This is a genomic window from Sphingomonas hankyongi (genome assembly GCF_023516575.1).
GTDB lineage: Bacteria > Pseudomonadota > Alphaproteobacteria > Sphingomonadales > Sphingomonadaceae > Sphingomicrobium > Sphingomicrobium hankyongi.
Map to the genome: position 1 here is coordinate 22,175 of NZ_JAMGBE010000002.1, position 25,615 is coordinate 47,789.

A 25,615-nucleotide genomic window follows, 5' to 3' on the forward strand; every position below is an offset into this window, starting at 1 on the left:
CTCGCAGGGGTGCGCGGCCTCCTCATCGCGATCGTCCTTGCCTTATGCGCGTGCGGTGGAAGTCCTGCGCGCGAGGTTGCAGCGTCTTTCTGCTCGGAACAAACGTTCGAAGGTACTCGGTTCACCGTCTGCGGCAATAAGGGTGGCGAGCTGAGGCTGTTTGCTGCTGCCAAGGGACAAACGCCGCTCAGAAGTTTCGCGGATCTGGCGCTTGACCAGGACAAGGTAGCATTCGCGATGAATGCGGGGATGTTCGACGAAGACGGCCGTCCGATCGGCCTCGCGACAGCGAATGGCGCAGCGCTGCACAAAGTGAACCTGCGGGATGGTCCGGGCAATTTTCATATGAAGCCGAACGGCGTCTTCATCGTGACCTGCGGCGGAAAGTCGGTAATGATTGTGAAGAGCGAGGCAGTCCCGCAATTCCGCTGCGCACCTGACATCGAGACCCAGTCCGGCCCCATGCTGGTGATCGATGGCAAACTTCATCCAAAGATCGAGGCGGACGGCACATCGCGGCTCATCCGCAATGGCGTCGGCGTGACACGCGATGGCCGGCCGCTGTTCGTGATTTCAGAAGACCCTGTGTCGTTCGGAAAGCTGGCCCGCTTCTTTCGCGATAGCCTGAAGACGCCGAACGCGCTGTTCTTCGACGGATCGGTCAGCTCTTTGTGGGACCCGGCCAATGGTAGAATGGACTCCCATGCGGAGCTCGGCCCGATGATCGTCGGGCTCAAACCCTCGGCGTCAACGCCTGATCGCGGAGGCCACGCCAAACCCTAACGGCCTGCATTGTCTCGGGAACGTCGTGGACGCGCAAGATCTGGGCGCCTTGCTCTGCCGCCTTCAACGCGAGGGTAATGCTCCCGCCAAGTCGTTGATCCGCGGGTGCCTCGCCCGATAGGGCACCTATCATCCGCTTGCGGCTTGCGCCCACGACGATCGGGCATCCAAGGCCATGCAAGAGCGCAAGGCCGTTCATCAGCTCGAGATTGTGGCCGACGTTCTTGCCGAAGCCGAAGCCCGGGTCGATGAGAATCTTGTTGCGCGATATCCCGGCTGCCTCGGCCGCGGCAATTCGTTCCTCGAGCCACAAGAACACCTCCACGAGCACGTCATCGTAACGAGGGTCGTCCTGCATCGTCTCCGGAGCGCCCTGGTGGTGCATGAGGACTACCGGGACACTCGCGGACCCGATCACGTCACCTGCGCGGTCGTCAAAGGTGAGCGCAGATACGTCGTTGATCATGCGCGCACCGGCGCCAACCGCCGCCGTCATGACGTCCGCTTTCCGTGTGTCCACGGACACTGCAGTGCCGCCCGCGGCCAGTTGACGGATTACCGGCACGACTCGCTCAAGTTCATCGCCTTCCCAAACCGCCTTCGCGCCGGGCCGGGTCGACTCGCCTCCGACATCGATCATTGCCGCTCCCGCTGCGGTCATCCGTGCACCTGCGTCGGCGGCTTGCCCAGCGTCGGCGAACTGGCCTCCGTCGGAGAAGCTGTCCGGAGTGACATTCACGATGCCCATAAGCTGCGGTTGGTCGAGGCGAATGGTGCGCTCGCCGAGCTGCAACGGAGGGCGTGAAGCAATTAGGGCATCCCATTGGGCCGTGGCATCGGCGTCGAGACGCCTATCGATGCCTTCCACGGGTACAAGCTCGGAAGAGGTCCTGCTGCGTCCGTCGACATGAATCAATTCGACGGCTGAGAACCAGTTCAGCCCACCGGCAAGCCGAGCGACCTTGCCGTCATGGCCGAACGGGGAATCGACGAAAGCCGTCGGGCGAAGGAGCGTGCGCATCGAACCGCGCTATAGCGCGGACAAGTAGCGCTGCCGCAAGACGTCCAGTGCCTGGAGATCCCGGCCGTCGCGCACGTGCCAGAAAGTCCAGCCATTGCAGGAAGGAGCGTTCTGGAGAGCTGCACCGACTTTATGGATCGAGCCCGAATGAGCGTCGGAAGCAATTGAACCATCGGCACAAACCGAAGCAGTCCAGCGGCGCTTGGCGTCGCACAGGACCGTTCCTGCGGGCACCAGCCCACTTTCCACCAGGACTCCGAAAGCCACACGGGGCTGCTCGCGCTTGTCCGGCACCGTGCGCATGGCGCTCTCGTCCAGCGGAAGCGTCGACTCGATACGCGCCCGCGCGACTTTGACATAGGAAGGCTCTCGCTCGATCCCGATCCAGCGACGGCCAAGCCGCCGCGCGACAGCTCCAGTCGTTCCAGTCCCGAAGAAAGGGTCCAGCACGACATCGCCCGGCTTCGTGCAGGCAAGCAGGATGCGATAGAGCAATGCCTCGGGCTTCTGCGTCGGATGCGCCTTCGCGCCATCTTCCCCTTTGACCCGCTCACTGCCGGCGCAGATCGGGAGGACCCAATCGGACCGCATCTGGAGATCGTCGTTGAGGGCCTTCATCGCCCTATAGTTGAACGTGTACCGTGCCTTCTCGTCTTTCGCGCACCAAAGCAAAGTCTCATGAGCGTTCGTGAATCTCGTGCCGCGGAAGTTCGGCATCGGATTTGTTTTGCGCCAGACAATATCGTTCAGGATCCAAAAATCGGCATCCTGAAGCAAAGTCCCGACACGATAGATGTTGTGATAGCTGCCGATCACCCAGATCGTCCCGCTGTCCTTCAGGATGCGCCGCGCCTGCTCCAGCCAGTCGCGCGTGAAGTTATCGTATGAAGTGAGGCTTTCGAACTTGTCCCATTCGTCGTCGACGGCGTCGACGCGACTGCCCTCAGGCCTGAAGAGATCGCCACCGAGCTGAAGGTTGTAAGGTGGGTCGGCGAAGATCATGTCGACCGACTTGTCGGGCAGCTTCGTCATCTCGGAGATGCAGTCCCCCTCAATGATAACATTGAACGGAAGAATCTCGCGCGGTGCGATCGCTTTCGGTCGCAAAAGTGACTCGCCATCCGCAATGCGGGCGATGAGGTTCATATAGCTTTGCCCCCGTCTTTGACCCGGAAACGTGAGTCAGCGCGGACTCGCGGTCAAGCAAACAAGGGTTAACGCGCCAAAACGGCACATCGGAACAGACCGAGTCCAGGAGTTGCGCGACACAAGATGTTGAGTCCGCATTGATCTCCGAGACTCAACAGCTGGTGGTGTGACCCTCAGGACTCGCTGGCTGCATTTCTTCCAGTCCGAGTTCCGGCTGCGCCGCTTCCGCCATCATTTGACGGACGAGGCCAAAGCTTCGCCGGTGAAGCGGGGTCGGACCCAATTCACGCAGCGCTCGACGATGGTCCGGCGTGGGATAGCCGCGATTATGCTCCCAGCCATAGCCTGGGTGTGCGGCTGCATAGTCCACCATCATTCGGTCGCGTGTGACCTTGGCGATGATCGAGGCGGCCGCGATCGATCGGCATTTGGCGTCGCCGTCGACGATCGCTTTCGAAGGGCGCTGCCATTTCGGACAGGCATTGCCATCGACCAGCACCCACGCGGGCTCCAGTCCGAGCGCCTCCACGGCGCGGGTCATGGCCAGCATGCGCGCCCAGTAGATGTTGATCGTGTCGATCTCTTCGACCGTTGCGACCCCCACGCCCCAGGCCGAGCAATCGATCAGCCTCGCGTAAATCGCCTCTCGCTTTTCGATGGGCAGGTTCTTCGAATCGTCGATCCCGCGCGGGAATTTCTGACGGTCCAGGATGCAGGCGGCAGCGACGACTGGGCCGGCGAGCGGCGCACATCCGGCCTCGTCCACCCCCGCCAACGGTTGCGGAAAATCCAGCTCAAGCTTGAAGGAACAGCGCCGAGGCATAGCGTAAGCCTATGAAGCTGCTCAGTGAGTCGCCAGTGGCAACCGCCGAATTTTGTGGATTAGTCCATCCGCCAGGGCGGGAAGCGGCGGGCTTCGCCGGCCTTATAGAGGAAGATGATATTTCCGTCGGGATCCCGGAGCCGCGCCTCGCGCCAAAGCCATGGTTGATTGCGGGGGCCGTGCTCAAAAGCGATGCCGTTCCGCGCCAGCTGCTCGACGCGCTCGTCGAGATCATCGCATTCGAAGTAGACCGCAGTCGTCGCGCTGATGGTTTCCTCAGGGTCGATCTGGACAGAAAATGTCCCGCCACCGCCAGCCTCGAAACGGGCATAGCCCGTGTCCGGGCTGTCGACGATCTGCTTCAGTCCAAGCTTCCGGTAGAAAGCGACTGACCGAGCATAGTTGGTCCCGGTAACCGTGACCTGGTTCAATCGTGGCGAAGCGCCGATGTCCAGACGTACGAACGCCTGACCCATGGGTCCCGAACCCTGACCAAGCCCTGGCGCATCATGAAGAGCCACGCGCACAAATTCGCGGGCCCGCGCTACCGCGTCCGGAAGGGCTGCGTCTTGGGCGAGGAACATGGCGATGGCGCTTGCAAGCGTGCAGCCGGTGCCGTGCGTACTCGTGGTATCGATGCGTTGGCCCTGCCAGCTCGTAATATTGTCAGTCTCGATCAGCGCGTCCGCAAGCGCGTCCCCTTCTTCGTGTCCGCCTTTGATGAGGACTGCACAGCCGTGCTCTCCAACCAGATGCAGCGCCGCGGCGACAGGATCGTCCTCAGACGTCAGGCGCTTAAGTTCAGGCAGATTGGGTGTCGCGATCGTCGCCACCTTCATCAGGCGGGCGAACGCACGAATCGTCGCGTCGTCGGCAAGCTCAGCCCCGCTCGTAGCAACCATTACGGGATCGAACACGATCGGAAGGTCGGGCTGGCTTTCACGAATCTGCTCGAGCCGGCCGGCAACCTGTTCAGCCGTGAATGCGCTGCCGATCATGCCGATCTTGACCGCATCGACGCCGATGTCGGCGATCACGGCATCGATCTGGGCAAGCACCATCTCTGTGGGCACGGGATGAACGCCGGTTACGCCCAAAGTGCTCTGCGCCGTGACCGCAGTAACAGCCGTCATGGCGTGGCCGCCCAGCATGGTCACTGTCTTGATATCAGCTTGAATCCCGGCGCCCCCGCCGGAGTCCGATCCGGCGATGATCAGGATTCGCGCCGTCGACGTCATCGCGTCGACCGCGGTTCGGCTCCGCGGAGCGAAGTTTTCCATGCGCACGGCACTGTGGTTTGAGCGCCAAATGCGAAGAAATGGTTCACGAGGCCGATTGGACGGCCTCGCAGATGTCGTCGACCAGGCGTTCGACAAGCTCCTGATCGTCGCCTTCCGCCATAACGCGGATCAGAGGCTCTGTGCCCGATGGGCGTACGAGCAGCCGGCCCCGTCCCTTCAATTGTTCCTCGGCCGCGGCGATGCGGTCCTGGACCAATTTAGCCTTCAGGGGCGCGCCTCCGTTGAAGCGCACGTTCTTCAACAGCTGCGGCACGGGTTCGAACTGGCGCAGGATTTGGCTCGCAGGCTTCTTCTGCTCGACCAGCGCTGCGAGCACTTGAAGACCTGCGACAAGGCCGTCGCCGGTCGTCGAGTGATCGGTCAGAATGATGTGTCCGGACTGCTCGCCGCCGACGTTGGCGCCGATCCGGCGCATTTCTTCAAGAACATAGCGGTCACCGACCTTCGTCCGCACCAGCTCCAAGCCGGCATCGCGCAACTTCCGTTCAAGTCCCAGATTGGACATGACGGTGGCGATCACCGACTTGCCTTTCAGCTCTCCTCGACTGTGCATGCCGAGCGCGATCAGAGCCATCAGCTGGTCGCCATCCACCAGCTGCCCCTTTTCGTCGACCACGATGAGCCGGTCAGCGTCTCCATCAAGGGCAAGGCCAATATCGGCGCCACTGGCGACGACCGTTTCCTGCAGGGTTGCCGGATGCGTCGAGCCGCAAGCGTCGTTGATGTTGAGGCCGTCAGGCGAGACTCCGACGGGAACAACGTCCGCGCCTAGCTCCCACAGCGCTTCGGGCGCCACATGGTACGCAGCACCATTCGCGCAATCCACGACGATCTTGAGACCGTCGAGCCTAAGATGCTCCGGGAAAGTATCCTTGAGGAAGTGGATGTAGCGCCCGCGGGCGTCATCAATGCGCTTGGCGCGGCCGATTTCCCCGGGAGTCGCAAGCTCGGGCGAACCCTGCAGCAATCCTTCTATCTCTCGTTCGTCCTCGTCGCTGAGCTTGTAGCCGTCGGGGCCGAACATCTTGATGCCGTTGTCGGCGAACGGATTGTGCGAGGCAGAGATCATCACGCCGAGGTCCGCGCGCATCGATTTCGTTAGCATCGCAACGGCGGGCGTCGGCATCGGCCCCAACAGCACGACGTCCATCCCGACGCTCGTGAAGCCGGCGACCATGGCGGATTCCATCATGTATCCCGACAGACGCGTGTCCTTGCCGATCACCACGCGATGCCGGTGATCGCCTCGAAGGAAGTAAGCGCCAGCGGCCTGGCCGACGCGAAGCGCCGTCTCGGCCGTCATCGGCTCACGATTGGTCAGCCCGCGGATTCCGTCCGTGCCAAAATATTTCCGTGTCATCGCGAGCGCCTTAGCGCGGTTAGCCGATCCAGCGCCAGAAGCCGGCAGGCATGCCCCCAAGCGCGCCATGAAGCCAAGTCGCCACTAGGAACAGCAAAGTTCCACCAATCAGCGCGAGCGCCCCGGGGTTCGCGGCGCCGCGCGTAAAAGGAACGAAGGCAGTCTGCGCGGTCCATTCGTGCCACGCTTCACCCATAAGCATGCTCTTCTTGCGATCCTGCCCCAGCGATCCGCCGAGCGCGAGAATGAGGATGGCACTGTCGAACACCAGCGCCTTGGGCGTGCCGACCGCAATGAGGTGCGTAATCGCCCACGAGGCAAAACCCCACATCATCGGGTGGCGGGTGATTGCGAGCACGCCGGTGGGGCCTCCAGATGGGCCCCGAGCGCCGACAAGAGCGGGATTGCGGACGAACGATCCGACGAAGAGGATCGAGCCGAACCACATCAGCAAAGTCGCGATGATCCAGAGCGCGTCACCTGCCGCCCACAGCGGCGGTTCCCGTCCGATCACCCGGTAGAAGTAGATCGCGCATCCGAAGGTAACGAGCGCTACCAGCGAATAAATTCCCCGGAATGCTCCCGCGCCGAGGGAGCGCACGAGTGGCTCACGAAGCGGGTGGGATAAAAGGAAATGCGTGGCGACGAACGCGATGACCGAAAAGAAGAGGCCCATCTGCGGCGTCAATGGCGATAGGCCTCCGGCAGATCGCGGCGCGGCAGATAACGATAGCGATCCCGCAGGCGCGTCTGGTGATTCTCCAGCGGCTGACGGACGCCGTCGATGAATACGGCTTCCGCCGCACTCGAACCTTCGAGCGGATCGCCCGACCAGATGACCACATCGGCGCGACGACCGGGCGCGAGGCTGCCGATCTCGCGGCCCATTCCGATCGCTTCCGCGGGCCGAGACGTGATCATCGCCAAAGCCTCGCCCCAGCTCACCCCGGCTGCGCCCGGCACGCGCTGAAGCGCCACCAGATTCCCGGCATATTGGCGCTGCGCGAAGATGTTGCGCGTATCGTTATCGTCGATCATCCCGATCGAGACATTGACCCCGGCAGCACGCATCCGGCCGACATTGGACTGGGTGGCCGCCAGTTGCTCGAAGGAAGCCGGCAAATCGTTGACCGCGGAGGCAATGACTGGAACGCCCGCCCGAGCGATCCGGTCGGCCACGGTCCAACCCTCGGTGGCTCCCACCAGCACGATTTTGAGCCCGGGAAAATCGTGCGTGAGCGAGAGCACGTTCAGTATGTCGCTGGCGCGCTCGACATGGACGAAGAGGTACTGCCGCCCTTGCAGCACCGGCACCAGCGCCGCCGCGTCGTAGCGGGTCAGAAGCACGTCCTCGTTGCGGCGCGCTTCGTAGATACGAGACTCATTGGGATCGCGGACGATGGGGCGATCGCGCTCATCGGGTTCCTGTCCCCGCGAAGCCTGCATCGGAACGGCGTATCGACGAAGCTGGGAAGCTTCTCGCAACGCATTTCTGAACAGGGCGAATGCCGAGGAGCGTGATCCACCGGCCTTGTCGGCGCCAGTTTCGCCGAGCTCTACGAACTGGAACTTCCTGGCCGCAGTGATCGGATCCATGTCCGCGCCAGTGTCGATAACGGCGCCCTGTCCGCCGAAGATGCTCTTGCCGGTTCCGGGCGAAACGAGAGCCCGGGTAACTCCGTCTGCGCGGTTGACTGCAATTGTCGACGCGAGCGGATTGACCGACGGTACGACGTCGATTGCAGCGCTGAACGGCCCGTTTGCGCTGACGTCCTCGGAGCCCTCGGCCGAGAGATCGACTTCACTGATCCCGAGCCGGGTGAAGCCGCCGATAATGCCCGGCGTGACCCACTTGCCGGTGGCGTCGATGACTTGAGCGCCGGCCGGCAGTTTCATTTGCATGCCGCCTGCAGCGACCACTCGGCCATCGCGGACGACGACCGTCCCGTTCGGGATAGGCTCCGATCCGTCGCCGAGCGCGACCGTCCCGCCGCGGATCACGAACGTCTGACCTTGCGCGCCTACTGCGGCTGCCGCGAGAAGCAGCCCCGCGAGCCGCGCGATCACTTGACGTCCCCTTCGCCGGGCTGGCCGAGTTCGAAGTCGGTCACCGGCCTGTGCTTCGGATCGTTGGCGTCGTACATCATCGCTCCATCGATCCAGACGCGCTCCGGCCGCGAATAGTCGCTGAATGGATCGCCATTCCACAGCACGACATCCGCCATCTTGCCAGGCGCAAGAGTGCCCGTCTTGTCGAGTATACCCATGGCCTGCGCGGGATTGCGGCTGAGCCACGTCCAGGCGATGGCTTCCGACAGGTTCGGGATCCCCGCTCGGATACCATCGGCGAGTGCCTTTGCCGCTTCCTGGTTCAAGCGCTGAATTCCATTGGGATCGTCGGAATGTACGATGGCGCATGCACCTGCGTTGTGGACGAACGGGATGTTCTCCTTGATCGCGTCGTAGCTTTCCATCTTGAAGCCGTACCAATCGGCCCACATCGCCGAGCAAATTCCTTCTCGAGCGAGTAGGTCGGCGATCTTGTAGCTTTCCACCGCATGGTGGAACGCCGCGATCTTGTAGCCGAATTCATGGCTCATATCGATCATGTTGGCCATTTCGTCGGCCCGATAGCAGTGGTTCTGGACGAGGATCTTGCCCGCTAGCACTCCGCGAAGCGTATCCATGGCAAGATCACGCTCCGGCATCTCGCCGCCGTTGCGCTCATATTTGTCCCACTTGCGCTTGTAGGCCTGTGCCTTGATCCAGACCCCGCGCGCATAGGCGATATTGCCCATGCGCGTCTGCGGCATGTTGCCCTTCGAGCCATAGACTCGCTTCGGGTTCTCGCCGCAGGCCATTTTCAGCCCATACGGCGCTCCAGGGAATTTCATGCCCTGCGCCGTTCGCGCGGGCACATTCTTAAGCGTTACGGATCGGCCGCCGAACAGGTTCGCGGATCCCGGCAGGACCTGCAAAGTAGTGACGCCGCCATTCATCAAGGCGCGCGTGAAGCCCGGGTCCTGCGGCCAGACGCTATGCTCAGCCCAAACTTCCGGACGCGCAGGTGATGTGGCTTCGTTTCCGTCCGACTGGGATTCGACGCCCGGAGACGGATAGTCGCCCAGGTGACTATGGATATCGATCACGCCCGGCGTGACGAACTTGCCGGTTCCGTCGATTTCCTGAGCGCCCGCGGGCGTCGCGAGCTCTGGTCCGCCGATTCCCTGCACGACGCCGTCCCCGAAGATGACGGTGCCGTCGTTGATCTGCTTCCCCTCGCCATCGAAGACTGTCGCGTGGCGGATGACCGTAAGCACGCCCGGGTAGCGGACGTAGGTCGAAGGGTACGGATCTTCGTTGATGCGGATCGGCGCCGCCGCTTTGGGCTTCCCACCGAGCTCGGCGCAGCCCGTCAGGAGACAAACAGCAGCGAGCGCGAGTGCAACGCGCCCCTTATTTGACACCGTGCATCCACTTCTGAAGAGGCCAGGACAGGAGGAACAGCACAACTCCCGCTCCGATCGCGATCCAGGCAATGGTCGTGAACGTGCCGGTATAGGTGTCCAGGCTGACCTTCAGGTTCGTCACCTGCCCGCCAACCGTCTCGACGCTCGCAAACTGCGCAACGACGCCCGCGACATATTGCGCGACCGAAATCGACAGGAACCACACGCCCATCATCAATCCCACGACGCGCGCGATCGACAGTTTCGTGATCATGCTGAGGCCCACCGGGGATATACACAGCTCCGCGATCGAGTGGATCAGGTAGAGGCCCGCAAGCCACCACAGCCCCACCTGGAAGTTGTTGCCAGCGCCGGCGAACTGCGTTCCGAACACAAGCAGCAGGAATCCGGCCCCGACCCCCATGAGCGCAACGGAGAATTTAACCGGGATCGTGGGTTCAAGACCGCGCTTTGCGAGCCCTATCCACAATGCGCTCATCACCGGCGCCAGCAGCACGATGAAGAGCGGATTGAAGTTCTGCGTCTGCGGTGCGGACAATGTGAACAGCCCAAACACGCTGCGATCGGTGTTCCGGTCGGCAAACAGGGTCAGCGAGGATCCCGCCTGCTCGAACAGAGTCCAGAAGAAGACGTTGAAGATGATCAGGATCATCGCCGCCGTCATCATCTGTGCCTCGACACGCGTCCCTTTGGTATAGGACCAGATAAGGATACCCGGGACACTGACGAGAAAGGTACCGAAGAGCAGCTTGCCCATTAGCGACAGCGAAGCGATGTACCCGATGAAGCCAGAGCCCTCGGCCGCCGGCTGGCTGTTCATGAGGTTGTGGAACAGGAACATCAGCACGGGCACTGCGACCAGCGCACAGATGTAAATGATGATGTCCTTGTTCGGTGCCGAGTCAGGACGTTCGCCATAGCCGCTGAGCCGGCCGCCATCGAACTGGATCAATGCATAGCTGATCAACATCCCGACGCCCGCGAGGCTGAGTCCGGCCCACCAACCGAAGTAATCGGCCAGCAACGGGCAGAACAGCTGACCGCCGATCGATCCCAGATTGATGCCCATGTAGAAGATGGTGAACCCGGAATCTCGCCTCCGGTCGCCTTGGTCGTAGAGCGTGCCCACGATGGTCGAGATGTTCGGCTTGAAGAAGCCGTTGCCGACCGAAATCAGCGACAGCGCTAGCAACATGATCGTGATCGTCATCGAATTGCGGTCAGCGCCGGATTCGAAGCGGCCCTTCTCAAGGCGCTGCGCTTCCTGGCCATTGTCGAGCAGCGAAATCGAACCGTCCTCGTTGCCGCGAATTTGCAGCTTCTTGCCCTCAGCGACCACGAAGCGCGCTTCATTCGGGTCGCTCGATGGCCGGTCGACGAAATTGTCGACGACCACTTCGTACCTCTGCCCGTCGATCATTGCGTAGGGCTTCGCAGGCGAGCCTCCGAATGCGAGCGTGAAATAGCCGAGCGCCATAACGATCGCTCCGAACTTCACGGATCGCTTGGAGCCCAGAAACTGATCGGCGATCAGGCCGCCGACGAGAGGCGTCAGATACACCAGCGCGGTGTAGCCTCCGTAGAGACCGGTTGCCTGCTGGTCGGAAAAAAGGAAATGCTTGGTGAGGTAGAGCGTGAGCAGCGCTCGCATACCGTAATAGCCGAACCGCTCCCACATCTCCGTGGTGAACAGGCGTGCGAGTTGGCGCGGATGCCCGAACCAGGTGCTCTTGTCGGCTGGGCTTGTCCTACCCGAAGCAGGCGAAAACGGCTCTTCTACGGCCGGCGTGTCGACCATTTGTACTCTCTCCCCAAGCGCGGGTGCGCTCGGGGCGCGACCCTAACGGGCAAAATCCGCTTGTGAAGCTGATTGTTGCAACGGCCGCAGCTCACTATCTGCCCTGGTCGATGCTCAACGACCGTTCATCGATCCTTTCGTTCCTCGAGACGCGGCGCTCGGGCCGGCCGCGCGAGCTCGTCGGGCCGGGCCCCTCGACCGAAGAGATGGAGCGGATCCTCACGATAGCTGCGCGCGCTCCCGACCACGGCAAGCTCACCCCATGGAAATTCATCACGGTCTCCGAAAACCAGCGTGGCGTACTGGCCGAACTGCTTCTCAACGCGCTCGTTGAGGATAACCCCGCGGCCACCCCGGCGCACCGCGATAAAGAAGTGAATTTTGCCCACTACCCCGGCCAGCTGGTTGTCCTGATCTCCGCACCGGTCCCGGATCACAAGATCCCCGTTTGGGAGCAGGAATTGTCATGCGGCGCAGCAGGTATGAGCCTGCTGCTTGGCGCCCATGCCCTCGGCTTTGTCGCGGGCTGGGTAACCGGATGGCGCGCCTATTCCGAGCCTGTCAGGCAAGCCTTTTGCGGTCCCGGGGAGCGGATCGCAGGTTTCATCTTCATCGGGCATCCCGCTCGTGAAGTTGAGGAGCGGGAGCGTCCTGAGCTCAGCTCGATCTGGAAGCGCTGGAAGCCGTCCGCCTAACCTTTTGAGTTGAATCTTCTCCGATCCGCTGTATTATGACAGCATGACGCTTCGCACCCAGCATGATAAGCCCGTTTACGTTCGCCTGCGTGAGACGATTGCGGATGCAATTCTTGCGGGCAAATATTCCGACGGCGATCCACTCCCATCGGTTCGGGCCCTTGCAGCCGAAGAGCAGGCCAACCCGCTGACGGTCGCGAAGGCATATCAAGGATTTCAGGACGAAGGGCTGATCGTGGTCAAGCGTGGGGTCGGCATGTTTGTAGCCCCCGGCGCCAGGAGCCGACTGAGTGAATCCGAGCGCAGCCGGTTCCTGAAGGAAGAGTGGCCGCAGATCAGTGCGAGGATGCGCCGTCTCGGCATTGATCCGGCGCAGCTTCTCGATCGCGAGCGCGCCTAAGACCGCGGATCAGCCGGAACAGCGCGGCGGCAACCGCCGACTTCAAAGCAGCGCCGGGCAGGAACGGCATGACACCTTTCGACAGCGCGGCTTGCGCGCCGATTTTCGCGGCCAGCCAGGAAGCCCCCATCGCCAGAATGATCAAGTGTGCAGCGAGGGCGAAAACGAACAGCCACGTCACGGTTTTGCGTCCCGAATTTGCGCCTATTCCGGCTAGCGCAGCCGCGAACGGAAAGGACCAGAGGTAGCCAGCCGTTGGCCCGGTAAGATGCTCCAGCCCTCCCGCCCCTTCGGCGAAGACCGGCGCCCCTGCCGCACCGAGGCCTAGCCAGAGAAAAGTCGCGAGCGAACCGAACCTGGTCCCAAGCAGGAACCCCGTCAGAACAACAGCCAAGGTTTGCAGGGTCATCGGGACCGGGTTCATTGAGATTGTGACCTGTGAGGAGAGTGCCAGCCCGATGACGGCAAGCGCGACCCACAGGGAACGGAAGAGCAAAGAAGGATGGGTCGGAAGAGGCACCTTCCCGGCCTGATATCGGCTGTAGCGCTTGAAGCAACCGAGCGCGCGCTCTAGCCGCGTGGGGCCATGGTCCTTCAGACCCGCATATTGCCTTTTGACGCGGACTCAATTGCCGAGGCAGCACGTGTTGTCCTCTCCGGCGAGCCGGTCGCTGTGCCTACTGAGACCGTCTACGGGCTCGCGGCCGATGCAACGAACGCATCCGCCGTCGCTCGCATCTACGAAGCAAAGGGTCGTCCAAGCTTCAACCCGCTCATTATCCACGTTGCCAACATCGAAGTCGCCGAACGCATCGGCGAGTTCTGCGACTTCGCACGCAAGCTCGCCGAAGAGCACTGGCCCGGGCCCCTGACTTTGGTCGTTCCACGTCGAGAAAATGCCGGCATCGCATCGCTTGCGACGGCTGGGTTGCAATCGGTCGGCCTACGGGTTCCGAACCATCCGGCAATGCAGGCCTTGCTGCAGGCGACCGGACGTCCTCTCGCGGCACCATCGGCGAATGCCAGCGGAACGATCAGCCCGACGCGGGCCGAGCACGTGGCGAGGAGCCTGAGCGGGCGGATCGCCTTGATTATCGACGGCGGGCCCACCGAGCGCGGACTCGAGTCCACGATCGTCGCTGCGACCGATGGAGAGCTGCGTCTGCTACGGCCTGGTCCGATACAGCTTCAGGCCGAGACTGCTTTTTCGGGCAGGATCGAGGCGCCGGGACAGATGGCGAGCCATTATGCTCCCGCGAAGCCGCTGCGGTTAAATGCGACCAGTGCCAACGAGGGCGAGTACATGATCGGCTTCGGCGCAATTCAGGGTGAGTCCAATCTCAGCCCGAGCGGCAGCCTGACCGAAGCCGCCGCCAGGTTGTTCGACCTTCTTCACGAGGCCGATTCATCGTCTAAGGCACGGATTGCGATCGCTCCCGTCACCAACGAAGGCCTGGGCATCGCCATCAATGACAGGTTGCGGCGCGCAGCCGCTGCCTAGGCCGTCGCCGCAGCGCTCTTCGTACGGTTCTGGAAGCTCTTCCGCAGCTTCTGGAGCTTGGGAGGAATGACGGCGATGCAGTACGGATTCCGCTGACCTTCTCCGGCCCAATAGTCCTGATGGTATTCCTCGGCGGGGTACCATTCGCCTGAAGGTTCGATCGCAGTCACGATGCGGCCGTCATAGTCGGCATTGTTCCGCTCGATCGCGGCCCGCGCCTGTTGCTCCTGCTCTTCATTCCGCGGGAAGATCGCCGAGCGATATTGAGTGCCAACGTCGTTGCCCTGCCGATTCAATTGCGTGGGGTCGTGCGTGGCAAAGAAGATGTCGAGCAAGTCCGCATAGCTGATCTGGTCGGAATCGAACGTCACACGGATGGCCTCGGCATGGCCGGTGTCGCCACCGCAGACTTGCTTATAGGTAGGTTTGGCGACCGTCCCGCCCGTGTAGCCGCTCTCAACGGATTTTACCCCGACGACATCGAGAAAGACTGCTTCGGTGCACCAGAAGCACCCGCCAGCCAGAATTGCGATTTCATCGGCCATTGCTCGCTCCTTGCTATCAGGAGCGAAATAGTGGCGGTCAGCCGTTCTTGTAAGAGGCCTTCAGGCTCGCGAGCTCAAGCCTTTTCCCTACCCACTCGCTCAGCTCATCGAAATCGAGCGGCTGATCGAACACGATTCCCGCTTTGCGGTCGGAGTACCAGCGCACCTCGCCCTTGATCGGCCGAAGGCTTTCCACGACCACGACAACCTTTTTGCCGACACAATATTCCTCGATCGGCTCGACCTTCATCCCGGCGAGCGAGATGTCGTGAACGTCCACGGTATAGTAGAGCTTGCCGACGCGAACCGATGCCTTGCAGGCAATTTCGAGGCGCGGCGGGCGCGGACGAAATCCGTGCCGCTGCTTGCGACCGGCCAACAACTCGCCGATGTCGAGAGTATGGTCGAACTTTAGACCCACAAGGTCCTCGCGGGTCCATACTATCGATGCCGGGATTTTCTGCGATGATAGTTCTACCTGGACCTCATCGCCGACCGAGGGAGGGCGGGTGACGATCGCCATCAGACCCCCAGCCGACAGATTCTTGATCCGGATCAGCTGCTCGCTGTTGTTCACGACGAGCTTCCCGATCCGCAGCATCGCCGAGACGCGTCCGTCCCCACGGCGCTCGACTGGCCGAGGAACGGCGGTCGACAGGGAAACCGTGGTCGACTCGAATGCCGCGTCGACCGCGTTTTCAGAGGATTCAGCCGATTTCCGGCGGATCAAGGATCCAAACATTCGTACCCAGCGCCTCCCAATCGGGTGCCAAAACGCTTCAGATTGGGACTTTATCGCCGTCAGGGTTAAAAGAGCGTTTCACTTCTTGACCTGTGGGGCCGTTGCTGTGCACCCCACGCGAGGGAGAGAGGAGACGCGATGGCGCAGCCGCGACTGCTGCTGGTCGACGACGAGCCTGTGCTTGCGCAGTTCATGGCCGATGCGGCGCTCGGTTGCGGATTCGTGCCGATCGTCACATCCGACGACGAACAGTTTCGAAGCTCCTTTCTGGCCGGGGAACCCGAGATGGTCGCGTTGGACCTCGGGATGCCCGGCATGGATGGAATCGAGCTGCTCCGGTTCCTTTCAAAGCAGGATTTCAAAGCACCGGTACTGATCGTCAGCGGCTTCGATCGCCGCGTTCTCGAATCAGCTTTCCGGCTCGGCGAAGCTCTGGGCCTCAACATGGCCGGCCCCCTCGAGAAACCGGTTCGCCTCGATCAGCTCGAGGCCATGCTCAATCAGCTGAAGGCGACGCTCGTCACATGAGCCGCAGGGCCGAGGCACGGCTCCTGTCGAACCTCGAGCAGGCGCTCGCGGATCAAAAGCTCTACATGCTGTACCAACCCAAGGTCTCCCTTCGGGACGGGACGCTTACTCGCGTTGAAGCCCTTGTTCGTTGGGAAGACTCTGAATTGGGATCGGTGGAGCCCTCGCGCTTCATCCCGGTGGCAGAGCAGCATGGGCTCATCGATGACCTCACCCTGTGGGGGCTTCGGACGATCCTCAGGCAATGGGTAGACTGGCGTGACGATGGGATCGATACGTGCGTAGCCTTAAATATCTCAGCCCTCAGCCTTGAGCATCTCGACTTCCCTGACCTTGTTGAAAGGATGTGCCGGGCGCTCGACGTCCCCACGGATCGTTTGGTGCTGGAGCTTACGGAAGGAGCAACACAGCCACTGATCAAGCTGATGGATACGCTGACGCGCTTCCGCATCAAGGGCATAGGCCTCGCCATCGACGACTTCGGCACCGGCTATTCGTCGCTCATGCAGCTCCGGCAGCTGCCTTTCACGGAAGTGAAAATTGACCAGTCTTTCGTCCGGGACGCGGCGCGGTCGCGTGACTGCCGCCTGATTATTCAGTCTGTCGCCGACCTGGCGCATGGGCTCGGCCTGATCGCCACGGCGGAAGGTGTAGAGACGATCGATCAACTTCGACTGGTGCGCGAACTGGGTTGCGACCTCGTCCAGGGCTTTCTCATCTCGCCCCCGATGGAGGCGTCGTCGTTGCAGGGCTGGAGGCAGCGCTTCCGCAAGGCCTGGCCACGAATGCTGGAGGAAGAAAAGCTCGCCCTATGGGGCAACGTCGAAACGGATACCCTGAGCGAGGGGCAAATCTGAGCCGTAATTGATCGTGTTGGTTTGCCGTCGCATGTAGGCGCGCCAGCTATCCGACCCGCTCTCACGCCCTCCGCCGGTCTCCTTTTCTCCGCCAAATGCGCCGCCGATCTCGGCTCCCGATGGCCCGATATTGACGTTGGCGATCCCGCAGTCCGATCCTGCCGCAGACATGAACCTCTCCGCCTCACGCACATCGTTCGTGAAAATCGAGGAGCTGAGGCCCTGCGGCACCCGATTGTTCAGTTTGATCGCCTCTTCGAAATCACGGTAACGCAACATGTAAAGGATGGGCGCGAAAGTCTCGTGCAGCACCGAGCCCTCTTGCCGATCCAACTCGACTATCGCGGGGCGCACGTAAAAGCCGCCTTGGACGGCATCGACGCGTTCGATGACGTCCCCAAGCACCCGTTTCATGCTCTCGAAAGCGGCTTCGTCGATCAAAGGTCCCATCAACGTGCCAGGATCGCGCGGATCTCCCACCGCGACGTTAGCGAACAGCCGCCGAACGCGATCGACCAACTGGTCCGCGACGCTGTCATGCACGATCAATCTTCGAAGGCTGGTGCAACGCTGTCCTGCCGTTCCAGCGGCGGAAAAAAGGATGGCGCGCGCGGCCAGCTCTAGGTCCGCCGAAGGGCAGACCATCGTGGCATTATTGCCGCCCAATTCGAGGAGGACGCGGCCAAAGCGTTGAGCGACGCGCGGGCCGACCGCGCGGCCCATGGCTGTCGATCCCGTCGCCGAAACGAGCGCTATTCTCGGATCGTCGACGAGCGCCTCTCCGATATCGCGCTCACCCTGCACCAGCTGCACGAGGCCTTCAGGCGCATCGCCAAAAAGGTCGAGGGCTCTTTTCATTAGAGCCATGACGGCCTCGGCGCAGAGAGGGGTTTTCTCGCTCGGTTTCCAGATGACAGGGTCGCCGCAGACCAGCGCCAGCGCTGCGTTCCATGCCCAGACGGCGACCGGGAAATTGAAAGCGCTGATGATGAGCACCGGCCCCAGAGGGTGCCATTGCTCCATCATCCGATGTTTTGGCCGCTCGCTGGCGATGGTGAGTCCATAAAGCTGGCGCGAAAGACCGACCGCGAAATCGCATATGTCGATCATCTCCTGAACTTCGCCCAGACCCTCCTGCAAGATCTTGCCGCTCTCCAGCGTAACCAATCGGGCCAGCGGCTCCTTGGCCTCTCTCAGCTGATCGCCAAGCAGGCGCACAAGCTCGCCCCTGCTGGGCGCGGGAACGCTGCGCCACGAAACAAATGCCGCGGCCGCGCGCTCGGCAGCATCGCCTGGATTCCCGACGCGGACACCGCCGATAGCGCTGCCGTCAATCGGCGAACGGCTGACCAGTTCACCCGAATCGGGAATCCCGAAATGCCGCAATAACTCGACAGCATCCTCGGACGGGCTCATGAAAATATCTCCTTGGCTTTCAACATCGCAGCGACGCCCGCATCGATCGTCTCGTCTTTCTTGCCGAAGCACAGGCGCACAAGGTGGCGGCAGGCATTTTCCTCGGCGAATGCCGAAAGCGGCACGACAGCCACCCCCGCTTGCTCGACCGCTGCGATCGCGAATTCTTCGTCGGACACGGCTATGCCCGACGCATCCAGATCGACGCACAGAAAATATGTCGAGGCAGCTTCCAGCACTTCATATCCGCCGGCGCGGAGACCCTCTGTCATACGGTTGCAAGCTCGGGCGAAGCGCTGCCGCATCGGGTCAAGCCATGCATCGCCCTCCGTCAATCCGTACGCCACGGCCACCTGCAGGTTCGGAGCGGTTGAAAAGGTTAGGAACTGGTGAGCGCGCGCAACCACGCCGGCAAGGTCAGGCGAAGCGGCGATCCAACCGACCTTCCAACCCGTCAACGAAAAGATCTTCCCCGCCGAGCCGATCTTGATCACGCGTTCCGCCATTCCAGGGAGCGAAGCCAACGGCGTAAAATGGCGCTCGCCAAGCACGACATGCTCCCACACTTCATCGCTAATGACGACGAGGTCATGCTGTTTCGCGAGGTCCGCAATGGTCTGCAGTTCTTCAAGGTCGAACAAACGCCCGGTTGGATTGTGCGGATTGTTGAAAATGATTGCGCGGGTCTTGGGACTTACCGCAGCCTCGATCAACTGCCGCTCAACCCGCCAATTCGGCGGCCGCAGGGCGACCTCGGCAGGTGTTCCCCCTGCCCTGCGCACCATCGGCGCATAACTGTCATAAGCCGGTGTAAGCAGGATCACTTCGTCGCCGGGCGCGACCGTCGCCAGGATTGATGCTCCCAGGGCTTCGGTAGCTCCGCTCGTGACGCAAATCTCTTCCGCAGTCAGCGCGAGGCTTTGATGGCGACTGTAATGGTTCGCAACGGCCGCCCGCAGCTCCGCGAGGCCACGCGAAGGCGGATATTGGTTAGAACCGTTTCGGAGCGCCGCTGCGGCGGCTTCCAAGATCTCGGGCGGCCAGCCGAAATCTGGAAACCCCTGGCCTAGGTTCACCGCACCGTGTTTGGTCGCGAGAGCCGACATTCGCTCGAACACGCTTACTTTCATTTGCTGATACAATGGATTCACGGCCGCTCGTCGCTCCTTGGGCTCGCCATAGCGTCAGTCCCGACGCAGCAAAGCAACTTTCACAGTCGGCCTGCATTCGCACCTGACACTCAGTTGGCATGAGGAATGCGATGGCCGCGCGTAAAGCGACCCTGTACCGGATGGTACTTCCCGACCATATCTGTCCCTTCGGGGTCCGTGCGCTGCAAATGCTGCAGCATGCTGGCTACCAAATAGACGACCGGATTCTGTCTACCCGGCTCGAGGTTGAAGACTACAAGGCGAAGCACGGCGTCGTGACCACGCCCCAGATTTTTATCGATGACGAACTGATCGGCGGACGCGACGACCTGGAACGCTATCTGGCGAACGAAGCCGCCACGGTTTGAGCTTCCGCTTCGTGGGAGTTCTCGCGCGCGAGAACCCGGCGGACGGCGTCTCGGTCGAGAACGCGCTCCACAATCGCGCTCCACTTCGGGCATTCCGCTTCGATGTCGAAATCCAGCCGCCACGACCACCCATGGAACGGCACGAGGTACATATCGGCGATTGAATAAGCATTTCCCGCAGCCCATTCGTCGCCGAGCCGGCGCTCCACTTCGCGATATAGGGCGATCGTGTTTCGCCTGCCCTGTTCGACCAGAGCGTGCACGCAGGCGAAGTCCTGGCTTACGAACCGGTGCGGACGTCGAAACTGTGCATATGCGACATGGACGCTGCTCGAGAGGAACGCCAGCCACTCGAAACATCGGGCATGCTCAATGGAGGAAACGGCGGGGATGAGTCCCGCGCCAGTTTTTAGCGACGCTATGTAGGTCAGCAGCGCTGGAACTTCCGTAACCGTGCGTTCTTCCATGACGAGCGCCGGGACGCGGCCAGCCGGATTTACCGCGAGGAATCCAGGTGACAGCTGCTCACCGGCGGTAAGATCCACGCACCGGGCCTCGAACTCTGCGCCGACCTCTTCAAGCGCGATGTGCGGCGCAATCGAACAGGCGTTCCGTGCGTAATAGAAGACCATGGGTTTGCTCATGCGCCGATTATCGCCGTCTGCGAGGAGCCACGGCCAGTCAAAAGGCTTCACAAGCGCGGTGAGCAATTTTCATCGAGCCGCTGGGGCCCGGTCTTTTCAGGTTCGGCGCCGCTTGAAGACGATGCTCACGAGTGGGACCTCGCCTTTGCGCGTCAACGCCACGGAATCGAAACGGCGGACATCGCCTTCGAATTTCTCGGTGAAGAGCAAGCGCATCCACGTTCCGTCAGGCTGGGGCATATTGGCCGACCAGGTGATGGTTTTGGTGGTCGCGTCCCAGCGCCCGTCATCCATGCGGATTTGCGCGTCATTGTTATCGACCCAAATGCCGCTGAGCCTGCCTTTGGTCCGGTCGAAGCCCCAGATGCCGGTGCCTTCATAGGGGGTGCCATCGACGTGGAATTCGTTGATGATCCACATGCCGCCGGAACGAAGCCGATTGACCTGTACGCCCTTGGCTTTTCGCTTGTCAGTCTCTGCGGACGGAAAAGTTATGTCGGCGTCCCAGGTGCCAGCCTCCATGGCCAGGATTTCCTTGGTCGATTCCGCGGTCAGCGGCGTTACAGCCGCCGTTTGAACATTCGATTGGGCGCTCACAGGAACGGCGAACGTGGCCATCGCAGCGCCGATCATAATGGCAACTGGTATACGCATGGATTTCCCCCGGGGCTTTGCTGTCCTCGCGCCGTTAGGATGTCGCCTCGCGCTCAGGTCGTGCTTTTCGACCAACCGCGTTGCTGAAGCGGCGAGCATCAGCCTCAGGTTATTCGGACCACTAGGCAATAAAAAGCGGCGGGGAGTTTCCTCCCCGCCGCCAGTTTTTTTTGACGATCGTTCGTCGGTTTAGAAGCGCAGGCGCGCACCGGCGTAATAGCGACGTCCGAAGATGTCGTAGACGCTGGCTGCGGTATCCGCACCCGTGTTGTTGAATGGCGCGACCATGCCCGCCTCCGACCTGGCCGAGCATACTTCCGGCGACATTGCCCAATAGCCCGCCAAACATCGATCGTTTGGCCTTCTTTTCGGGGCTTTCCTTGCACTGCTTCGCTTCGGCATTCGCCGCTAGCGATTGTGTGGACGGAATCACGGCAGCCGTCAGCAGGACGGCGATCAGCATCGCGCGACTCATGTTAAAGCGTTCCCTTCGACAATGTCCGCGTGCAGCTATCCGCGGCCAGAAAGAGCCGTCGCTGCCTTGTCGATGAAAGCTGCCGAGCGAGCTGCATAGCGCCGGCATTTTGCGACGAACGCAGCGTTGTCTCGACGAGCATAGTCGACTGGCTGGGGCGGCAGGATTCGAACCTGCGAATGCCGGTACCAAAAACCGGTGCCTTACCACTTGGCGACGCCCCAGCAGGCGTAATCCGCATGTGCGGGAGAGCGGGCGCTTATACCCACCGATGCGCCTAAGGGAAGGGCGACAGCAATTCGCCGTTCGCCCATTGGTCGAATCGCTATTCCGGCTTGTACTGCAGCATCCTAGCAGGGAAGCTGGACATTCATCCGAGGGGGACGGGGAATAACATGAAGAAGTCATTTCTGCTTGCGTGCGGAGCTATGGCGATCGCTACCGCAGCCTCAGCCCAGGAGGGTCCGGGTGCGCCCTTCTTTCCACCGTTCGGCTACGATCTCACGGCGTTCGACAGGACGGTAAAGCCCGGCGACGATTTCTTCCAATACGCGAACGGCAGCTATCTCGCCCGAACGCAGATCCCAGCCGACCGGCCTATCGCTTCGCGCCGCTACGACATGAGCGACCGCACGGAAGCGCAGCTGATGCGGATCCTTCGGGAGGCATCCGTCGCAGCGCCGGTCGAACCGGCGGACATAAGAGGGAAGGTCGGGGCCTTCTACGCAGCCTATATGAATCAGGCCGCGATCGACGCTTTGGGCGCACGCGCCTTGGCTCCCGAGATTGACGCCATCCGGGCGGCGCCCGACCTTGCTGCGCTGGCGAGGATGATGGGATCCGGCAACGGCACCCTCTATCCCTCTCCCTTCAGCCTGACCATCGACACGGACCTCAAGAACCCGGAGGCCTATGCGCTCTATCTCGGCCAGAACGGCCTCGGGCTTCCCGACCGAGATTATTATTTGAAAGCAGATTTCGCCGGCGAACGGGACGCCTACCGGGCGTATATTCAAACCTTGCTTCAGCTGTCAGGCTGGCCCGACCCAGCAACGGCTTCAAACAATGTCCTAGCCTTCGAAACCGCGCTGGCGGAAGCAAGCTGGACGAAGGTGCAGCAACGGGACCTGACGGTTCAATACAATCCGTCCTCAAGGGCCGACCTTTCGACGCTCGCTCCGGCATTTCCGTGGGCGAGCTTCCTTGAAGGCGCTGCGGTGGCCGACCGCGACCGCTTCGTGGTGACCACGAACACGGCCATGCCGAAGCTTGCCTCGGTGATCGCGTCGACGCCGCTCGACACGGTGAAGGCTTGGATGGCGTTCAGGGTCTCGGATACCGCGGCGCCGTACCTCTCGCAGCCCTTCCTCGACGCCTATTTCGAATTCCGCGAACAGAAGCTCGCCGGCCAGGCGGAGCCCAAGCCGCGGTGGAAGCGCGGGCTCGCCGCAGTCGCCGGAATGGATTGTGTCGATGCAAGCACTTGCCTCGGCTCGATGAACTGGGCGGTCGGGCAGCTCTATTCCGAGCAATATTTTCCGCCAGCGACGAAGGCGGCCGTGGATGACCTGATTGGGAACCTCATGAAGGCATTCCGATCTCGGATCGAGAAACTAGACTGGATGTCGCCGCCGACGAAGGCCGAAGCGCTCAAGAAGCTCGACACCTACCAGATCAAGGTCGGATATCCGGACAAGCCGCGCGATTATTCGGCCATCGCCATTCGTCGCGACGACCTGCTCGGCAACGTCCGCCGCCTCGCCGCCGCCAACTGGACCTTTTACGCTGACCGCAGCCGCGGACCGGTCGACAAATCAGACTGGATCATGAGCCCGCAGACAAACAATGCCTATAATGGCTCGCTTCGCGACATCGTGTTCCCCGCCGCAATCCTCCAGGCGCCCGTCTTCGACGCCCAAGCTGATCCGGCGCTGAACTACGGCGCAGTTGGTGCAGTAATCGGCCACGAGCTCACCCACGGCTTCGACGATCAGGGTCGGACGATCGATGCAGCCGGCGCTCTCCGCGACTGGTGGACACCTAAAGACGCCGCCGAATTCAAGCGTCGCGCGAAGATCCTCGGCGACCAATATGCGAAGTTCGAGCCGGTGCCCGGCGTTCATATCAACCCGGACCTGACGATGGGCGAGAATATCGCGGACCTCGGTGGCCTAGCGATGGCACTCGACGCCTATCACCTGTCTCTCAATGGCAAGGCGGCACCTGTTCTCGGCGGCCTGACGGGAGAGCAGCGCGTTTTCCTCGGCTGGGCGCAAGCCTGGGCAGGCAAGGCAACGCCCGAAGAAATCAAGCGCTATACGACCAGCGACCCGCACAGCTTCCGGAAGTATCGCGTCAATGGCGTCGTTCCGAACATCGACCAATGGTATGCGGCGTTCGGCATCAAGCCAGGCGACAAGCTTTACATCCCGAAGGAAAAGAGAGCGCGCATCTGGTAAGCGGGGCGGATGGCAGAGTCGGCGATCCACGATTTTCACGCCCACCTCTATTTCGATCCCGAAGAGGTCGAGAGAGCTCGAGCCGTTGCCGAGGCGGCGCATGAGCGATTCGGAGTAGCGGTCGGCCACTTCCACCAACGGCCCGTCGGCCCGCACCCGCGTGGCAGCGTTCAGTTGACCGTTCCGACCGACCAGTTTGGCGACGTCGCCCAATGGCTTACGCTAAATCGAAACGGACTGACCGTTTTCGCCCACGCGGAGACTGGAGACGACGTCGCCGATCACACGCGCCATGTCGTCTGGTTCGGCCCGAGCGAACAGCTCGATCTTTCGATTTTCGGACTCTAGTGCAGGGTCAAACCAGCTCGGTCCAACCGTAGGGGTCAGGAGCGCTTCCGCGCTGAATGTCGACTAGGGCCGATCGCAAGCGAGCCGTCAGCGGTCCCATGGACTGGCCGCCAATCGTGAACGTTCCGTCGGCTTCCTTGACGCTCCCGATGGGCGTGACCACAGCCGCCGTTCCGCATGCGAAGGCTTCGGTGAGTCGCCCGCTCTCCGCGTCTGCTTTCCACTGCTCAATGGAATAGGGCTCTTCGCGAACCGCCAGTCCCATATCGCGCGCAAGCGTCAGGAGGGAATCGCGGGTCACGCCATGAAGGATGGTGCCGTCCAAGGGCGGGGTCTGAATGGACCCGTCGCTGAACAAAAAGAACACATTCATTCCGCCGAGTTCTTCGACCCAGCGGCGCTCGACGGCATCGAGAAAAACGACCTGGTCGCAGCCTTGGCGGAGGGCTTCCGCCTGGGCCACCAGGCTACCGGCATAGTTTCCGCCGCACTTGGCTTCGCCCGTTCCCCCCCGCGCCGCTCGCACATATTCGCGGGTCACCCATAGCGACACGCTGGGGGAGTCGTTCCTGAAGTAAGCTCCGACGGACGAGGCAATCACAGCGTAGATGAACTGGGTCGACGGCCGCATGCCCAGGAAGGAGCCGTTCGCGATCATGAAAGGCCGCAGGTAGAGCGAGCCGTCCTCGGTATCCGGAATCCACTCCCTGTCGGCGCGGACAAGCGCACGCACCGATTCAAGGAACATGTCCTCAGGCAACGGGGGCATCGCCATTCGGATGGCCGACTTGGCGAAACGCCGCGCATTGGCGTCCGGCCGGAACAGTGCAGCGCCCCCGTTCGGCCTGCGGTACGCCTTCATGCCTTCAAAGATTTCCTGGGCATAGTGGAGAACCGGCGATGCAGGGTCCATCGTGAACGGATGCCGCGCGGTTATGCGGGCGCCATGCCAATCCTTTTCCTCGTCATATTCGATGATCGCCATGTGGTCGGTGAACACACGGCCGAAGCCGGGATCGATGAGCAGCCGAGCGCGCTCTTCGGCGGGAACGGGCTTTGCCGTCGGTTCGAAGAGCAGGCCAGCTTCGCCTGCCTTGTGGAGTTCGCCAATCATCGCGTGCCCTTCT

26 protein-coding genes and 1 tRNA gene are annotated in these 25,615 nt (G+C 61.8%); 9 read left to right on the forward strand and 18 right to left on the reverse strand.

Annotated features, from left to right (window positions below; translation table 11 throughout):
- Positions 1-9 precede the first annotated feature (9 nt).
- Entirely contained in the window at positions 10-783 is a 774-nt protein-coding gene (locus LZ538_RS04720; RefSeq protein ID WP_249830866.1) for a phosphodiester glycosidase family protein, read from the forward strand.
- Here the strand turns inward: LZ538_RS04720 and folP are convergent.
- The 9 genes from folP to LZ538_RS04765 form a co-directional block, all read right to left on the reverse strand.
- On the reverse strand, positions 734-1,804 hold the full coding sequence (folP, locus tag LZ538_RS04725; RefSeq protein WP_249830867.1) for a dihydropteroate synthase: 1,071 nt from the start codon (positions 1,802-1,804) through the stop codon (positions 734-736). The two genes, LZ538_RS04720 and folP, sit on opposite strands and share 50 nt — an antisense overlap.
- Positions 1,805-1,813: 9 nt before the next feature.
- The gene (locus LZ538_RS04730) at positions 1,814-2,950 is read right to left on the reverse strand and encodes a site-specific DNA-methyltransferase (RefSeq protein WP_283937632.1); all 1,137 of its coding nucleotides are present in this window, start codon (positions 2,948-2,950) and stop codon (positions 1,814-1,816) included.
- A 154-nt stretch (positions 2,951-3,104) separates the two neighbouring features.
- On the reverse strand, positions 3,105-3,776 hold the full coding sequence (gene rnhB / locus LZ538_RS04735; RefSeq protein ID WP_249830869.1) for a ribonuclease HII: 672 nt from the start codon (positions 3,774-3,776) through the stop codon (positions 3,105-3,107).
- 59 nt (positions 3,777-3,835) lie between these two features.
- Positions 3,836-5,056 carry a bifunctional hydroxymethylpyrimidine kinase/phosphomethylpyrimidine kinase gene (gene thiD, locus LZ538_RS04740; protein WP_249830870.1) on the reverse strand — a complete coding sequence of 407 codons (1,221 nt, stop codon included), beginning with the start codon at positions 5,054-5,056 and terminating at the stop codon, positions 3,836-3,838.
- 43 nt (positions 5,057-5,099) lie between these two features.
- On the reverse strand, positions 5,100-6,437 hold the full coding sequence (gene glmM, locus LZ538_RS04745) for a phosphoglucosamine mutase (RefSeq protein ID WP_249830871.1): 1,338 nt from the start codon (positions 6,435-6,437) through the stop codon (positions 5,100-5,102).
- Between the two features lie 19 nt (positions 6,438-6,456).
- Entirely contained in the window at positions 6,457-7,125 is a 669-nt protein-coding gene (locus LZ538_RS04750; protein WP_249830872.1) for an NnrU family protein, read from the reverse strand.
- Positions 7,122-8,504 (reverse strand): amidohydrolase family protein, encoded by a 1,383-nt coding sequence (locus LZ538_RS04755; RefSeq protein ID WP_430741948.1) that lies wholly within the window; start codon positions 8,502-8,504, stop codon positions 7,122-7,124. Before LZ538_RS04755 ends, LZ538_RS04750 begins: the two co-directional genes overlap by 4 nt.
- A complete protein-coding gene (locus LZ538_RS04760) occupies positions 8,501-9,904 on the reverse strand; it encodes an amidohydrolase (RefSeq protein WP_249830873.1) in 1,404 nt (467 codons plus the stop codon). Before LZ538_RS04760 ends, LZ538_RS04755 begins: the two co-directional genes overlap by 4 nt.
- Positions 9,894-11,705 carry a peptide MFS transporter gene (locus LZ538_RS04765; RefSeq protein ID WP_249830874.1) on the reverse strand — a complete coding sequence of 604 codons (1,812 nt, stop codon included), beginning with the start codon at positions 11,703-11,705 and terminating at the stop codon, positions 9,894-9,896. Before LZ538_RS04765 ends, LZ538_RS04760 begins: the two co-directional genes overlap by 11 nt.
- Before the next feature lie 62 nt (positions 11,706-11,767).
- Between LZ538_RS04765 and LZ538_RS04770 the strand changes: the two genes are divergently transcribed.
- Positions 11,768-12,400, forward strand: a complete 633-nt coding sequence (locus tag LZ538_RS04770; protein ID WP_347402739.1) for a nitroreductase family protein — start codon at positions 11,768-11,770, stop codon at positions 12,398-12,400.
- A 43-nt stretch (positions 12,401-12,443) separates the two neighbouring features.
- Positions 12,444-12,800 (forward strand): GntR family transcriptional regulator, encoded by a 357-nt coding sequence (locus LZ538_RS04775; RefSeq protein ID WP_249830875.1) that lies wholly within the window; start codon positions 12,444-12,446, stop codon positions 12,798-12,800.
- Here the strand turns inward: LZ538_RS04775 and LZ538_RS04780 are convergent.
- On the reverse strand, positions 12,736-13,320 hold the full coding sequence (locus LZ538_RS04780; protein ID WP_249830876.1) for a biotin transporter BioY: 585 nt from the start codon (positions 13,318-13,320) through the stop codon (positions 12,736-12,738). The two genes, LZ538_RS04775 and LZ538_RS04780, sit on opposite strands and share 65 nt — an antisense overlap.
- A gap of 66 nt (positions 13,321-13,386) precedes the next feature.
- On the opposite strand from LZ538_RS04780, the gene LZ538_RS04785 reads away from it, so the two are divergent.
- Positions 13,387-14,301, forward strand: coding sequence for an L-threonylcarbamoyladenylate synthase (locus tag LZ538_RS04785; RefSeq protein ID WP_249830877.1), 915 nt, complete (start codon positions 13,387-13,389; stop codon positions 14,299-14,301).
- On the opposite strand, the gene msrA is transcribed toward LZ538_RS04785, so the two are convergent.
- Positions 14,298-14,846 (reverse strand): peptide-methionine (S)-S-oxide reductase MsrA, encoded by a 549-nt coding sequence (gene msrA, locus LZ538_RS04790; RefSeq protein ID WP_249830878.1) that lies wholly within the window; start codon positions 14,844-14,846, stop codon positions 14,298-14,300. The two genes, LZ538_RS04785 and msrA, sit on opposite strands and share 4 nt — an antisense overlap.
- Positions 14,847-14,883: 37 nt before the next feature.
- A complete protein-coding gene (locus LZ538_RS04795) occupies positions 14,884-15,588 on the reverse strand; it encodes a PilZ domain-containing protein (RefSeq protein ID WP_249830879.1) in 705 nt (234 codons plus the stop codon).
- Positions 15,589-15,726: 138 nt separating this feature from the next.
- On the opposite strand from LZ538_RS04795, the gene LZ538_RS04800 reads away from it, so the two are divergent.
- The gene (locus tag LZ538_RS04800; protein WP_249830880.1) at positions 15,727-16,116 is read left to right on the forward strand and encodes a response regulator; all 390 of its coding nucleotides are present in this window, start codon (positions 15,727-15,729) and stop codon (positions 16,114-16,116) included.
- Positions 16,113-16,973, forward strand: coding sequence for an EAL domain-containing protein (locus tag LZ538_RS04805; RefSeq protein ID WP_249830881.1), 861 nt, complete (start codon positions 16,113-16,115; stop codon positions 16,971-16,973). Before LZ538_RS04800 ends, LZ538_RS04805 begins: the two co-directional genes overlap by 4 nt.
- Here the strand turns inward: LZ538_RS04805 and amaB are convergent.
- Together amaB and LZ538_RS04815 are read right to left on the reverse strand one after the other, a co-directional pair.
- Positions 16,926-18,389, reverse strand: coding sequence for an L-piperidine-6-carboxylate dehydrogenase (gene amaB, locus LZ538_RS04810; RefSeq protein ID WP_249830882.1), 1,464 nt, complete (start codon positions 18,387-18,389; stop codon positions 16,926-16,928). The genes LZ538_RS04805 and amaB overlap by 48 nt on opposite strands.
- On the reverse strand, positions 18,386-19,540 hold the full coding sequence (locus tag LZ538_RS04815) for an aminotransferase (RefSeq protein WP_347402740.1): 1,155 nt from the start codon (positions 19,538-19,540) through the stop codon (positions 18,386-18,388). Before LZ538_RS04815 ends, amaB begins: the two co-directional genes overlap by 4 nt.
- A gap of 110 nt (positions 19,541-19,650) precedes the next feature.
- Between LZ538_RS04815 and LZ538_RS04820 the strand changes: the two genes are divergently transcribed.
- Positions 19,651-19,908, forward strand: coding sequence for a glutaredoxin domain-containing protein (locus LZ538_RS04820; protein WP_249830884.1), 258 nt, complete (start codon positions 19,651-19,653; stop codon positions 19,906-19,908).
- Here the strand turns inward: LZ538_RS04820 and LZ538_RS04825 are convergent.
- The 3 genes from LZ538_RS04825 to LZ538_RS04835 all read right to left on the reverse strand — a co-directional run bounded on the left by LZ538_RS04825 (position 19,878) and on the right by LZ538_RS04835 (position 21,905).
- Positions 19,878-20,552 (reverse strand): glutathione S-transferase family protein, encoded by a 675-nt coding sequence (locus LZ538_RS04825; protein WP_249830885.1) that lies wholly within the window; start codon positions 20,550-20,552, stop codon positions 19,878-19,880. The genes LZ538_RS04820 and LZ538_RS04825 overlap by 31 nt on opposite strands.
- A 96-nt stretch (positions 20,553-20,648) precedes the next feature.
- Positions 20,649-21,206, reverse strand: coding sequence for a DUF1579 family protein (locus tag LZ538_RS04830; RefSeq protein ID WP_249830886.1), 558 nt, complete (start codon positions 21,204-21,206; stop codon positions 20,649-20,651).
- 624 nt (positions 21,207-21,830) lie between these two features.
- A tRNA-Gln gene (locus LZ538_RS04835) sits at positions 21,831-21,905 on the reverse strand.
- 171 nt (positions 21,906-22,076) lie between these two features.
- Here LZ538_RS04835 and LZ538_RS04840 point away from each other — a divergent pair.
- Entirely contained in the window at positions 22,077-24,140 is a 2,064-nt protein-coding gene (locus LZ538_RS04840; RefSeq protein WP_249830887.1) for a M13 family metallopeptidase, read from the forward strand.
- 9 nt (positions 24,141-24,149) lie between these two features.
- The gene (locus LZ538_RS04845; RefSeq protein WP_249830888.1) at positions 24,150-24,488 is read left to right on the forward strand and encodes a DOPA 4,5-dioxygenase family protein; all 339 of its coding nucleotides are present in this window, start codon (positions 24,150-24,152) and stop codon (positions 24,486-24,488) included.
- Between the two features lie 7 nt (positions 24,489-24,495).
- On the opposite strand, the gene LZ538_RS04850 is transcribed toward LZ538_RS04845, so the two are convergent.
- Positions 24,496-25,602 (reverse strand): branched-chain amino acid aminotransferase, encoded by a 1,107-nt coding sequence (locus LZ538_RS04850; protein WP_249830889.1) that lies wholly within the window; start codon positions 25,600-25,602, stop codon positions 24,496-24,498.
- Positions 25,603-25,615 lie beyond the last annotated feature (13 nt).

Bases quoted from the DNA above. Each gene is read 5' to 3' on its own strand.
- folP (WP_249830867.1), bottom strand. From the start codon at position 1,804: ATGCGCACGCTCCTTCGCCCGACGGCTTTCGTCGATTCCCCGTTCGGC.
- LZ538_RS04730 (WP_283937632.1), bottom strand. From the start codon at position 2,950: ATGAACCTCATCGCCCGCATTGCGGATGGCGAGTCACTTTTGCGACCG.
- rnhB (WP_249830869.1), bottom strand. From the start codon at position 3,776: ATGCCTCGGCGCTGTTCCTTCAAGCTTGAGCTGGATTTTCCGCAACCG.
- thiD (WP_249830870.1), bottom strand. From the start codon at position 5,056: ATGGAAAACTTCGCTCCGCGGAGCCGAACCGCGGTCGACGCGATGACG.
- glmM (WP_249830871.1), bottom strand. From the start codon at position 6,437: ATGACACGGAAATATTTTGGCACGGACGGAATCCGCGGGCTGACCAAT.
- LZ538_RS04765 (WP_249830874.1), bottom strand. From the start codon at position 11,705: ATGGTCGACACGCCGGCCGTAGAAGAGCCGTTTTCGCCTGCTTCGGGT.
- LZ538_RS04775 (WP_249830875.1), top strand. From the start codon at position 12,444: ATGACGCTTCGCACCCAGCATGATAAGCCCGTTTACGTTCGCCTGCGT.
- LZ538_RS04785 (WP_249830877.1), top strand. From the start codon at position 13,387: ATGGTCCTTCAGACCCGCATATTGCCTTTTGACGCGGACTCAATTGCC.
- msrA (WP_249830878.1), bottom strand. From the start codon at position 14,846: ATGGCCGATGAAATCGCAATTCTGGCTGGCGGGTGCTTCTGGTGCACC.
- LZ538_RS04795 (WP_249830879.1), bottom strand. From the start codon at position 15,588: ATGTTTGGATCCTTGATCCGCCGGAAATCGGCTGAATCCTCTGAAAAC.
- LZ538_RS04800 (WP_249830880.1), top strand. From the start codon at position 15,727: ATGGCGCAGCCGCGACTGCTGCTGGTCGACGACGAGCCTGTGCTTGCG.
- LZ538_RS04805 (WP_249830881.1), top strand. From the start codon at position 16,113: ATGAGCCGCAGGGCCGAGGCACGGCTCCTGTCGAACCTCGAGCAGGCG.
- amaB (WP_249830882.1), bottom strand. From the start codon at position 18,389: ATGAGCCCGTCCGAGGATGCTGTCGAGTTATTGCGGCATTTCGGGATT.
- LZ538_RS04820 (WP_249830884.1), top strand. From the start codon at position 19,651: ATGGCCGCGCGTAAAGCGACCCTGTACCGGATGGTACTTCCCGACCAT.
- LZ538_RS04825 (WP_249830885.1), bottom strand. From the start codon at position 20,552: ATGAGCAAACCCATGGTCTTCTATTACGCACGGAACGCCTGTTCGATT.
- LZ538_RS04830 (WP_249830886.1), bottom strand. From the start codon at position 21,206: ATGCGTATACCAGTTGCCATTATGATCGGCGCTGCGATGGCCACGTTC.
- LZ538_RS04840 (WP_249830887.1), top strand. From the start codon at position 22,077: ATGAAGAAGTCATTTCTGCTTGCGTGCGGAGCTATGGCGATCGCTACC.
- LZ538_RS04845 (WP_249830888.1), top strand. From the start codon at position 24,150: ATGGCAGAGTCGGCGATCCACGATTTTCACGCCCACCTCTATTTCGAT.
- LZ538_RS04850 (WP_249830889.1), bottom strand. From the start codon at position 25,602: ATGATTGGCGAACTCCACAAGGCAGGCGAAGCTGGCCTGCTCTTCGAA.